The sequence below is a fragment of the Photorhabdus cinerea genome (assembly GCF_011189575.1).
GTDB classification, from domain to species: domain Bacteria; phylum Pseudomonadota; class Gammaproteobacteria; order Enterobacterales; family Enterobacteriaceae; genus Photorhabdus; species Photorhabdus cinerea.
This window is the reverse complement of record NZ_PUJW01000005.1, coordinates 65,347-77,830: the sequence shown is the minus strand read 5'-3', so window position 1 is coordinate 77,830 and position 12,484 is coordinate 65,347. Positions and strand designations below refer to the sequence as shown.

Annotated in this window: 11 protein-coding genes and 1 pseudogene; 3 read left to right on the top strand and 9 right to left on the bottom strand. The window is 38.8% G+C overall.

Going from position 1 to position 12,484, the window contains the following annotated elements:
- Window positions 1-22 precede the first annotated feature (22 nt).
- Entirely contained in the window at window positions 23-505 is a 483-nt protein-coding gene (locus C5469_RS06190; RefSeq protein ID WP_207628799.1) for a winged helix-turn-helix domain-containing protein, read from the top strand.
- 167 nt (window positions 506-672) lie between these two features.
- Here C5469_RS06190 and C5469_RS06185 read toward each other — a convergent pair whose 3' ends face one another.
- The 7 genes and pseudogenes from C5469_RS06185 to C5469_RS06155 all read right to left on the bottom strand — a co-directional run bounded on the left by C5469_RS06185 (window position 673) and on the right by C5469_RS06155 (window position 6,402).
- Complete coding sequence (locus tag C5469_RS06185; RefSeq protein ID WP_166303777.1) at window positions 673-930, bottom strand: hypothetical protein; 258 nt, start codon at window positions 928-930, stop codon at window positions 673-675.
- A gap of 304 nt (window positions 931-1,234) precedes the next feature.
- Window positions 1,235-1,360 (bottom strand): annotated as a pseudogene (locus C5469_RS06180) (CatA-like O-acetyltransferase); the annotation flags it as partial.
- Window positions 1,361-1,544: 184 nt separating this feature from the next.
- Window positions 1,545-1,964 carry a type II toxin-antitoxin system HicB family antitoxin gene (locus C5469_RS06175; RefSeq protein WP_166303774.1) on the bottom strand — a complete coding sequence of 140 codons (420 nt, stop codon included), beginning with the start codon at window positions 1,962-1,964 and terminating at the stop codon, window positions 1,545-1,547.
- Window positions 1,965-2,014: 50 nt separating this feature from the next.
- Window positions 2,015-2,188 (bottom strand): type II toxin-antitoxin system HicA family toxin, encoded by a 174-nt coding sequence (locus C5469_RS06170; protein ID WP_166303771.1) that lies wholly within the window; start codon window positions 2,186-2,188, stop codon window positions 2,015-2,017.
- A 462-nt stretch (window positions 2,189-2,650) separates the two neighbouring features.
- Entirely contained in the window at window positions 2,651-3,781 is a 1,131-nt protein-coding gene (locus C5469_RS06165; RefSeq protein ID WP_166303768.1) for a hypothetical protein, read from the bottom strand.
- A 160-nt stretch (window positions 3,782-3,941) separates the two neighbouring features.
- A complete protein-coding gene (locus C5469_RS06160; protein ID WP_166303765.1) occupies window positions 3,942-5,045 on the bottom strand; it encodes a T6SS immunity protein Tli4 family protein in 1,104 nt (367 codons plus the stop codon).
- The gene (locus C5469_RS06155) at window positions 5,038-6,402 is read right to left on the bottom strand and encodes a hypothetical protein (RefSeq protein ID WP_166303762.1); all 1,365 of its coding nucleotides are present in this window, start codon (window positions 6,400-6,402) and stop codon (window positions 5,038-5,040) included. The genes C5469_RS06160 and C5469_RS06155 overlap by 8 nt, the downstream gene beginning before the upstream one ends.
- Window positions 6,403-7,130: 728 nt before the next feature.
- On the opposite strand from C5469_RS06155, the gene C5469_RS06150 reads away from it, so the two are divergent.
- Window positions 7,131-7,451, top strand: coding sequence for a hypothetical protein (locus C5469_RS06150; RefSeq protein ID WP_166303759.1), 321 nt, complete (start codon window positions 7,131-7,133; stop codon window positions 7,449-7,451).
- Between the two features lie 874 nt (window positions 7,452-8,325).
- Here C5469_RS06150 and C5469_RS06145 read toward each other — a convergent pair.
- Entirely contained in the window at window positions 8,326-9,189 is an 864-nt protein-coding gene (locus C5469_RS06145; RefSeq protein WP_166303756.1) for a helix-turn-helix domain-containing protein, read from the bottom strand.
- A gap of 501 nt (window positions 9,190-9,690) precedes the next feature.
- On the opposite strand from C5469_RS06145, the gene xthA reads away from it, so the two are divergent.
- A complete protein-coding gene (gene xthA, locus C5469_RS06140; RefSeq protein WP_166303753.1) occupies window positions 9,691-10,497 on the top strand; it encodes an exodeoxyribonuclease III in 807 nt (268 codons plus the stop codon).
- Between the two features lie 58 nt (window positions 10,498-10,555).
- Here the strand turns inward: xthA and C5469_RS06135 are convergent, their stop codons facing one another.
- Window positions 10,556-12,484 carry a DNA topoisomerase III gene (locus C5469_RS06135; protein ID WP_166303751.1) on the bottom strand — a complete coding sequence of 643 codons (1,929 nt, stop codon included), beginning with the start codon at window positions 12,482-12,484 and terminating at the stop codon, window positions 10,556-10,558.

Below are 12,484 nucleotides of genomic sequence, written 5' to 3'. Positions count from 1 at the left end.
AAACAGAGGCAGAGAATGCGTTATGCTGAAAATAACTAGAGATGTTTATTTGGATTGTGACTCCAACAAAATAATCCATGGTAAGAATATATTTATCATTACGGAAAAAGAGAAACGCCTGCTGCTCGCACTATGGGAACATGCATCACAAGGGAACACCTTAAACCGGGAACAGCTAATCCCACTGGTTTGGCCTGAACGCAAAAACGGAGTAGCAGAAACCAATCTATTGCAATTGATCTGTAAGTTACGCCGGACACTACGCTATTGTGAGCTAGGCGAAGCAATACATACTGTATACCGACAGGGCTATCGTTTTATTTTGCCATTTCAAGATAGAGGACCAGATGATAGTCAGTCAAAAAATACCGAATCACCCATCCCCACAGATACAACTCCCAAACCATCTTATCGGCGTTTCACCAAGCTTATTATTATGTTCATCACGGCAAGCATCTGGTTATCTACTATCCTATATACCGCTCCATTTTTAGCTGAGAAATAATTATGACTTATATTTTAATAATTGAAGAAAATATTAATAAAATATGAATTTTTATTTTCAACTCTATTAAAGATTCACAAATGGAGATAAATTAAATAAGAAACAACCGAAATTAATTTAACTATCCCCTGCGGCTCATCCCATAAATTTATGAGCCGCTTTCATAATTAATCATGGCTCATCACTATGAAAAGGCGTAACGCTCTTCCCATACCAGCAAAGATGTTTAACTTTTTCTGGATGGCAAATTTTGTCGATGAGAATAATTGAGCAGATACAAATTCACTGTATATTTTCTTACCAACTTGCATTAGAAGACGATTCCCCTTTGATAAGTGATAGAACTTTTCTACAATCTCTTCTTTTATACAGTCAGGTTTTCTACTTAAATCTTTAATGTATGAATCATTCAGGTCAGGGGCCATCTTTATTTCAGTTACACGCTAGCAACAGAACTATATTTCTGAATAAAATCACAATCAGTTTTTTCAATACTGATATTTTTAGAATTTTCTACTTTTCGGTTTAATAAATCCCCGGGATTTTAAATACCATGACAGATTTAATGACTGCAATATATCACAATGTCAGTATAATGTTCTGAATTAATTGCTACTCGTATTGTTGAAGTATTACGGACATAAAAACCACCAGCGTTAACTGATGGCTATTAATGTATTTCCGATACAACCTTATATTGAGGCCATAAATAATTCAGGTTGGCTTTAACTAAATAAAATCGTTACATAGTTCTTGTAATTTATTCATAACACGCCCCACATGGAAACCATCACAAGTAGCATGATGCACCTGAATTGCCAAAAGCAACTGCGTTTGATTTCCATTCTTGTAAAATGGGTGTTAATGTTCACTGGCACTGAGTTTTGATGTCGTCCCGCAAGTATTGAGTTTGCTATTTGTTTAGATAGCGATTTCCTATCAGGCTCATTATCTTTTTTTCCATATTTCACCTATAACAAAAAGGCCACACAATGCGTAGCCTTTGAACGTGTGTGATGAGAGAAATGCTAATCTTATGTTATGAGTACGAAATAACGGATACCTCAAGACTTTTACCCATTGCACCCATAGCACGCTGAACCGTATCGATTTTTGTTGAATGCCGTAAGTCAAAGATACGTTGCACTTCCTGTTTCTTAACGGTAATACGCTCGGCAAGCTCAACTTGTGTTAAGCCCGAATCGATAAACGTATTTAACATGACAATTTTTACCGCGATACTTATTGGTACCTCAACAAAATCACCCGTTACCTCGCTAGGTAACGGCACTTTTTCGTTATCTTCAAAGTAAAACTCAAAGGCGGTAATCAGTGCATCACGCGCCATTTCTAGCGCTTCCTCACGTGTATCGCCTTGTGTGAGGGCTTCCGGTATATCGGGAAACGACACCACAAAGCCCCCCTCGTCGACTGGCTGCAAGTTTACTGGATATCGCATAATTATTGGGTGCCGCATAGCAAGTACCAGCCCCAAAAAGGGCTGGTTCGTTACAATCCTAACTGCTTAATGATTGCTTTTCTGAGTGGTTCTTTTATCTCAGCGGAGGGATGTCTTGGCATTACGCTTCGTTTTCCCTTGTATCTCAGTTTCAAATGATTTGTCCCATTCCAAACCTCAACCCCCTGAGATTCAAGCCACCGCCTGAACTCGCTTTGCTTCACCACTCCTCCTGTTTGTTGAACATGTGATTATAGTAAACAATTTTGATTACCAAGTCAGCATTTATGTTTACTTTCATATTCAAAACGGAAAAAGTCATTTATCGATTAAGCTTTACCTGCCCTGAAACGAAAAAACCCGCTGAACATGCGGATAGCAATTGATCCTGCATGCTCTAAATAACTGTCGTTTTGGATTGACAGCATCTTCTTAGATGTTAATTTCCCGATTGCATAAATAACTCTCTGCTGGTTTTTCTCGCAGATTTGTTAATCTACCAAATATTATTTTTCATTTTCAATTCTATTAAACATTCATAAATGGAGGTAAATTAAATAAAAAACCAAATTAAATCAACTACACTCTGTGACTCATTCCATAAATTTATAAGCCGCTTTAATAGTTAATCATGACTCATCACTATGAAAAGACGTTTTGATTATTAATGACTTTGAGGTTAATTTTTATTTCTCATGTAATTCTTTTGTCATTAAATAGAGTACTGCGCTACCCTCGGGTAATTGATTAATGATGATATGGTCACTCTTTGTCAAACTGATTGCCTCAGTTAACATAGCTGATACCAAAAACGCAGACAACGGTCCTGGTGGGCCAAAAGTATGATCAATTAAATGAACCGGATTTTCTGGCGAGAAATTGAGCGAGTGCTCATGACTATAAATTGCCAGTTTAGTCAGTACATCATCAGTAATACCTGTTATCCAAAGGTGCCGCATACTGCTTTTATCAATACGGTTATACTCAAACAATATATGCAGATCTTTTATTATTTCTCCCGGTAACGAAGGTAATGCTCTTCCCATACCAGCCAAGATGTTTAATTTTTTCTGGATGGCAAATTTTGTCGATGAGAATAATTGAACAGATACAAATTCGCTATATACCTTATTATCACTTTCAGAAGGCCAGCACTGGAATGCAATAACCATTACCATCCCCTCAAAAGCCGGTTCGTTGTATAACTTATCGATTTCATCCCGATTCGCTATACGTACAAGCTCCACTTTCCACTTCCGACGAATAACTTCTTGGTACTGAAACAAATCGATAGAAGGCGTTTCTGCCAGATAAACTCTGTGCAAATGGTAGCGATAACCCGGACATTGTTTCTCAAAATCACGATCAATATTATCCAATAATTGCCGGATATCTTTCAATGGCAAATACAGTGCCCGTCCTTTATCCGGAAAAGCAGGAATATCTTTCAGATCACCTAATAATGGCGCAATACCTTGCTGTTCAGGCGTCAAAATAATATTACCAACTACTGCCAGTTGCTTTCTGCTCCATTGCTGCCACTGAAAATGAGTTTCGGCGCTGGCCTCTTCCCAGGCATGCGCTACCGAGCGATATCGCTCATAACGGTTCAGCACCGCGCCAAATAACATCATCCACACACAGAAAGCTGGTAAGCTGCCATAAATCGCAATGTGAAAGAAATCACTAGTACCGTTCAGAAAGACGCCAACGAGTGTGCCAACAGCCAGCATTAAAAGCAAAATGATAAACCACCGCCGATAACGCAAAGGTGCCACTGCTTTAAGTTCAGGTATTTCAGGAATAGGCCAGCTCATAACGATAACTCCATATTGTGATGAAACGTGGGATTAAAAATCATATTCAGCCTCTCATAAGTTCATTATTTAAAAAAATATCTGTTTTTTCGTGTTTGCTTATCTTTCCTTATCCTGATTTCTAATCCCTAATAAGCGTTTTCATTTAAAAAAACGTATTTTATCGGGATTCAAAAGCCCCCGGCCTTTTACGAAAGGTACTCGTTACCGCATCCCAAAACGTAATCAGTTCATCTCCGGTATAAGGCGTCGGAGGTAGCTGATAATTCTTCAACATAATACTGACATAGGGGTTTTTATAGTCTCCGACGGTTTCATTTGCAACTAACTCAAATTGATAGCGGGGATTATTGTCAAAAGGTTGCAAACCGATTGCTAATAACTCTTCCGCATGAATGCCGTTGACTTCCCGTTTCCCTTTTCTGGCTATTCCACCACGGTTAGCATGTAAATCCTTTTCAATTTTACCCACACGTTCAAGCAAGGTACTTTCCCCTGTCAGGTCATTAAGGATTTCAATACTGAACTTAAAGTTCTCATCCTTATTTCCCCGATAGACAAAACCTATATTCTCTCTCTCATTATGACTACCGGCAATAAACCCGTCAGGAATGCAAGTTCCTGCCACTGTCGGGATTTCGGTATCTTTTCTGCCGCTGATTCTGGATAGCAGTCGTTTCATTTTCTCCCGGGTTTGATACAACTCATTGTATTGCTTTTCAGAAAATCCACCTTTGATAAAATCATCCCTGTCTGCTTTGTACTTATCATCTGATAACTCAATAAATTCCATTGTTACGGTAAAAGCTACTCCATGACTATACAAATGCGCTTCTAATACTCGGGCATAACCAGGAACAGCAGTATCTTCATTCCTGTCGAAAATTACACCTTCCATATTATCCTGGAGGCGATAGACTTTCTTTAAAAAAGGCATATCTTTTGGTTTAACATATTGCATCGTCTTTAATTCCTGCTCCCTTGACTCTATCCGATATTTAAACTCCGGTGGATATAAACGTTCAGTTTGTATTGTCGCATCACCAATAAATATCCCATCATGAATCATATTGCCAAATGCCGCAGGGATATCAATCAGATAACGACCCACACAACGGGTCTGCATATTGGCTAACATTTCTGTTGTCACTTTCTTTTCCTTCTCAGTTAAATTGGGGTGATAAGGGTCAGGGAAATACCACCGCCACAAGGCATAAATAGCCAGGATAGATAATAAAATAAATAAGATACTTTTCTTATTCAATCTTCACCGCCTGAACCATCTTCACAATTGAGCGCAGGGTAAATAACCGGGCTTTATCCTCGTCATATGCCCCTTCATGGTCGGCATCTACTGCTAACTGACTACGTAATTTTCTGGTTGGAATACGGCCAGCCTGTTCCGGCACAGTGCCATCCCCTTTCTCCTTTGGCGGTGCCAGTTTAAAAGTTTTCGCGGCAATATCCTGAAAAGAAGGCCCAACAGAGAACTGAACCATACGTGTTGTGCCAGTTTCCAAATCATAAGGATCATATACCGGCTGATCAAATGTCATGCCGGAATAATCTTCCGTTTTATTGTAATAATCTTTACTGACCTCTTTCCAGGAGATAACTCCATATGACAGATGTTTCTCGCTGGCACCATAAAAGGTATAAGTATTAGGATGGTATTTACCACTCAACTCTTCAATAAATGGCCTGACTGTTTTTTTCATTAATTGCCAGTAATTACTCCAGCTTTCCTCATCTTTCCATTTATCTTCTTTATCTGGATTTAAAAACCGGGTCTCACATAATCCCCACCATCGGTTCTTTTCCAGATAGATTTCCTTATACGGGTCAAATTCCGGTAACTTGTGTGTAATTTTACCATCGGCGATATGTAACCAACCTTTACCGTATGCCTTTCCGGGCAAGAGCTGTAAGGGGCCGGGAGATTGTGCCAACACCGGGGTCATCTCCGCGCCATTACTACCAATAACTAACCCAGTTATGCCATCTTCTCCAGTTTTCATCCGTTTATAGGTCACTGGTGAACCGGTATCAGGCATAACACCATGTACAATACCTAAAATATTATCCCGCCCACCCAAATTTTCTGAATAATGACGAGCCACTAATCCCCCCATTGAGTGAGTGACTAAAATAACCTTCTTTATTGCACAGCGTTTGCCATAGGAAGCTAAAACCTTATCAACATATTCCGCCAGTTTCCTGGCGGAAACCGCATTGGATTGCAACCAGTTATAACCCATCACATGATAGCGATCAGAGAATTTCCTCCCTTCAGCAATGTAATTATTTATTGCCCCCGAATCGTAAATATCAGTGTTTTGAGGATCTAACGTTTCTTTCCTATAAGAAGCGTTCTTCATTATCCAACTTGCAACACCAAGCTTAGAATTGACCAACCAGACTGGATCATCATCGCGTCTTGATTTTAAGTTACTCCCCATTACCCCCGGCAGGAAAATCACCGGGATCACCTTACTCGCGTATTTCACACAAACTGCTACCAGATTTTCCTCCGTTCTGGCATTCGGTACGTTGTAGTACGGACGACCACATTCGTCATATTCCGGGTGAATATAAATTTTATTTTCACTGTTATCACTCATTCTCTGCTCCTTTCTCTTCATTAACAGTAGAATTTTTTTGAATAAGACCATCCTCCTAATGGGTGAATATAAAAATCAAGATATTTTTTCCAAAAAGCACTATATGCCTAATCTTAGAAAGAGATAAATAATATTAGAAACACAATACATCAACAAAAATAAAACAATAATAATATTTATTTAAAAAAACTTGCATTTATTATAGTAATATGAATTGAAAATAATTTATCTATTTAACACTTTAATAACTCATAAATTTAATGATGAATCCCTATTATTCCAGAAGCCTTTTAGATTAAAATATATCCTTATATTTCAATTTGTTATATATTTTTTATTATTCAAATTGGTAAGATTATTTACCCTATCATTGCCACATTCTCATTCATTTATCTGGCAACAGGAATATCATTTTTATTGACGTAAAAGAGATAAACTTCAATGACACCATATAAAATTAAACATTAGTTAAACAGGATTACCAATAAATACATAATAAATGAAATTTTTAGGAATATTCCTAATGCCATTTTAATAAAAATCCATTTATAATCAGATAGAAAAACAAGTACTGAAACTCTGAAAATAATTATCAACGTTCAAAGAGAAGTTGTAATTATCGGCCTGATATCATCGATTAATGAATGGAATAATCTAGCTTCCATATTAGCAGAAAAACCGCAAAACTTTCGTTACGCCCTCTGCAAGAACGGCAGGATATTAATGGTGTGCAAATTATTTATAACTGGAAGCAACTGGAGAGTGCATCGGGGAAATATGATTTTTCCGCGATCGAAAAAGATCTGATGCTACTTAGCAAGATCCAAAAGAAGCTGTTTATCCAAATCCAAGATCGCTTTTTTGAGAGAAATGTCCGCTATACCCCATCTTATCTTCAACAAGACACAAAATATCAAGGCGGCTTAGTCTCACTGATAATCCCGGTGAAGGCAAAGCACAAGGCTATGGCTGGGTTACTATTCAGTGGAATTCATAGAGTTGCACAAACACTACCAGAATTTGCTTTCTGCGCTAACAAAAGAATTTGATGGTCGTTTTACCGATATTAACTTGCCATAAACCGACATTGATATTGACATGAAGTGACAAAACCGGATTTTGCTGCCGAACTTGACCATGTCAAATTTACCCGTCAAGTATTCAAAAAATCCTATGTGGTGCAATATGTTAATTTCTGACCATGCGAATGGAATAACGATCATCAGTATATATCTCACCTGTTTTATTTCGCGTTGAAAAATAAGATGGGTCTCGGTGGTCCAGATATCGTGCCATATAAACCCACTCAGATGAAAAACGCCTATCCATTTTTCAATCGTTAAAAGGTAAACTGGATTTGGTCGCGATAGCAGTCCAGGAGCCTGCTTTGATCTGTACCAACCCGAAAATCATTTATCCAAGAAGAGTTCATTGATTTTGCCGAAAACTATCTGGGGGCTAACATCATTTTTTGGCGCGCCACTGCGCCGTGGCTAAAACAATAAACCGAAATCCATGCTGGTTGATATATTATGTGTGATGCCAAGATGAACTGTGACTGACAGTTCTAATGGATGCAACAAGAAAAGGCCATAAACAATGGCCTTGAATAATTTGATACCGGGAAAATACCGGCCCAGAAATAATATATCACTAACTATAAGAAATGAATGGTATTTATTCAAAGTTCTTTTACATATCGAACAAGGTTTGGTTGAGCCGAATAAAACAACAAGATAATCATTGACCCAACGGTAAGGAACGAGTCACCTTTCCCCACCACCATAAAACATTCTTTAGGATATTCAAACAAAACCAAAATAAATATAGACTTCCTATTTAGCTACAGTGAAAACTTTCTATAACTATCCTATAGAATAACAACGCGGAGCTTACAATAAGCTACTCCGCGTAAAATAAACTCTAGCTCATATCATTAACTGAATCGATAAAACGATTAAGTACACTTGAATGTGACTTAGATTTATAAATATAACATTGGTTTGCTACGCCAGGTTTTTCAATAGGAACAAAACTCAAAGCATCTCCTCCTTCCAATTCGTCCGGATGAGAATCTGTAATAAAAATATAATCCCTTGAATAAATAAAATTCAGACAGCATCCCATATTATCCATTTGGCGCATATTCACTTTCCCACCACTTTGAATAACTTCTTCTTCCAAGTTTTTAATGAAACTGCTTTTATAAAGTACAGGGTCGCATAACCAAGTATTATTTTTTAGCAATTGCATTACATCACCACCAGCAATATCTAATAATTCTTTTCGGCAGCAAATCCCCAATTCAGGCCCCTTTATTTTACGAATAAGACTGAAACGGTCGCTTAGTATCTTTTCTGAGCTTAGAATCAGCGTGTTGCCGTCATAATCCACTATTTCTTCAATGTTATCATAACTAAACCGGAATATATTTACCTGGGAGCTATTTCTGTCAGCTGCCTTATATAAATAAATTAGGTGCTTGTTTTTCCCCCAATCGTAATAAATATTAACTATGTTACATATACTACCACTGATATGTTTTTTAGTTATTTCTTTTTCTTGTAAATAAAGATCTTTAAGATCGTTATATAATTCTAAACCATCTTTAGTCAGACTCATCCCAAATTTCTCCCTTTTGAAAAGGCGCTTCCCTAATGTTGCCTCGAAGTCTTTGATTGATTTAGCTACTGGAGGAGTTGTACGGTTCATCACTCTTGCCGCTTTACTTAAAGAACCATTTTCCACCACTGCCATGAATGCTTCTAATTTACGAGAAAAAAACATAATTCACCGTTCCTATATAACCTGTGGCTAAAATAATTTCTTTGAAATAGCCTTCACCAAATGACAGTTAAATCAAGTTTGATACGTGAAGGCATAAATTTTGTACAAAAAAACAAATACTTCTCAAACATATACCACATAAAAAAAGCTTATGTTCAATACATAGGTGGCTCAATAAACGCTATTATTCATGTTTATCATGGTTCAAAAATTAATCTCAACCAATCAACCATTAGAAAATATAAACATTACTAACGAGCTCAATTTTCTATCAAAGATTAGGATAGGGTTCTACATTTTTCAGTAATCAATTTTTGTAACACTAGAGATAAAAACGGTCTACCCGAGGTGTTTTCTCACTATAAATTATTATATTTTTCACAATGAATTATAATATTGAAGGGTCCGTTACTATTTCGTTCTGACCATTGTCAATAGTTACTTTTTAAAATCCATCTGTTATTATTGTCCTTGTGTCTTTTTACTGGATGGCTGTAAAAGATGAAATTTATCTCTTTTAATATTAATGGATTACGTGCCCGCCCCCATCAGTTAGCTGCGATCGTAGAGCAGCATCAACCCGATGTTATAGGTTTACAGGAAACAAAAGTTCATGATGAGTTGTTTCCTTTAGAAGAAGTCAGCGAACTTGGCTATCATGTATTTTATTATGGTCAGAAAGCCCATTACGGCGTTGCGCTGCTAACGCGACAGGCTCCTGTTGCTGTACGCCGTGGGTTTCCAGGAGATGATGAAGATTCCCAACGCCGTATTATCATGGCAGACTTGGAAACCCCTCACGGGCTATTAACAGTCATTAATGGCTATTTTCCACAAGGGGAAAGCCGTGACCATCCAGTGAAATTTCCCGCAAAAGAGAAGTTTTATCAGGACCTACAAAGCTATTTAGAGCAGAATTTATCCTCCCAGTCACAAGTGCTTGTCATGGGTGATATGAATATCAGCCCAACAGATCTGGATATCGGGATTGGTGATAACAACCAAAAACGGTGGTTAAAAACAGGTAAATGTTCTTTTCTGCCAGAGGAACGAGATTGGATGGATCGTCTGAAAAATTGGGGATTGGTTGATACATTCCGGAACCTGAATCCAGAATGTAACGACCAATTTTCCTGGTTTGATTATCGTTCAAAAGGGTTTGATGATAATCGCGGGCTACGTATTGATTTGCTGCTCGCAAGTAAACCATTAGCGGAGCGCTGCGTCGCTACAGGTATTGATTACAAAATCCGGGAAATGGAAAAACCTTCAGATCATGCACCTGTTTGGGCAGAATTTGAAACTTGATATTCTAATTAGCACTGAATATCAATGACTTTTTGCAGAATAATGCAACAACTGCGCCTTACGGCGCAGTTGCTTTGGTTTTTTTCCCAGATTTTACTTTTTTCCCGTTTTTACCTTTAACCGGGACTGGAGGTAAATCACGGAAAGCCTGCAAGTTGCGGTGCTGCTTAGCCTGCCAGATTAACTGCTGTAATGTCTCCTCAAGCGGCCTCATGAAATCCTGATAGCGGAACTGTTTCTCACTGATTTGCGTTAACCGTGATTCCCAGTGTGCTGTCATATCCGGTAAAGCTGCTATATCCGGCAATACATGAATCAACGCCCTGCCCGCTGGCGTTGCATGAATATGACGTCCTTTTTTATAAAGAAATTCTCGTTTAAACAACAATTCGATAATGCCAGCCCGCGTTGCTTCAGTCCCTAATCCATCTGTGGCCCGCAGAACTTTTTTTAGTTCCTTATCCTGTACAAAACGGGCGATTCCAGTCATAGCAGAAAGGAGGGTCGCATCAGAAAATGGCTTTGGTGGTTGAGTCTGACGGTCTATCACCTCTCCTCTTTCACACAATAACTCATCACCTTTCGCAACCACGGGTAATGGCGTTCCGTCATTTTCTTCATCGCGCTCTTTATTACCAAGCAACGTTCTCCAACCTGCCTCAGCAAGAAAACGGGCTTTCGCAATAAATTTTCCACCAGCAATTTCCAATTCAATAACACATTTTCGAAATATCGCATCTGGGAAAAATTGCATCAAATATTGTCTGGCAATCAAACCATAAATATTAGTTTCGTTGTCTGTCAGATTTGTATGGCTATTTCGGGCGGTTGGGATAATTGCGTGATGAGCATCAACCTTTTTATCATCCCAACAGCGATTCTTTCTATCTACTTCCAATAGATCTTGGGGTAACAGATTTGTTGTGTGAACAGATATCGCATTAAACACTGCGTGACGCCCGGTAAAATGCTCTTCAGGTAAATAACGGCAATCAGAACGGGGATAAGTAATCAACTTATGCGTTTCATATAACCGCTGACAAATATCCAGCACTTGTTGCGCATTCAAGCCAAAACGTTTAGCGGCTTCAATCTGCAATGAGGATAACGAAAACGGCAAGGGAGCAACTTCAGATTCCCGTTTATCTTGATACGATATTACATAGGCTGGCTGGCCGGTTATTCTGGCAACAACATGTTCAGCCAGAGGCCGGTGTATCAATCGACCTTCTTCATCCTGAAAATCGATACAAGATTCACTCGGCTGCCAAATTGCGATAAAACGTTCATCTTTCGGCGTAACAATATGAGCTTTTACTTCAAAGAAGTCTTTTGGTACGAAATGCTCAATTTCTTCATCCCGACGAACGACTAATCCCAAAACAGGTGTCTGAACCCGCCCAACAGATAATACACCCTGATACCCCGCATTGCGTCCAAGCAAGGTGTAAGCCCGGGTCATGTTTATACCATACAGCCAATCAGCTCTGGCTCTGGCAAGAGCTGAAACGCACAGCGGAATAAAATCCCGGTTATCTCTCAACCGATCAACCGCTTTAGTAACTGCTTGTGGATTTAGATCATTTACCAGACAACGGCGAACATTTTTTCGTTTTTCACCATCCAAATTCAAAAAATCCAGCACTTCATCCACCAGCAGTTGCCCTTCGCGATCCGGGTCCCCGGCATGCACCACTTCATCTGCTTTTTTCAGCAATTCCTGAATGATATTAAGTTGTTTCGCAACAGAGGGACGAGGTTTTAACTGCCATTTTTCAGGAACGATGGGAAGATCGACCAATGACCAACGAGCAAAACGACTATCATAGGCATCAGGTTCCGCCTGTTCCAGCAAATGTCCAATACACCAAGTAACAAACTGGTTATCTCCACAAGCAATAAAGCCATCACCACGGCGATGCGGTTTAGGTAGAACATCCGCGATCGCCCTGGCTAAGCTTGGTTTTTCTGCAATAAAAAGCCGCAT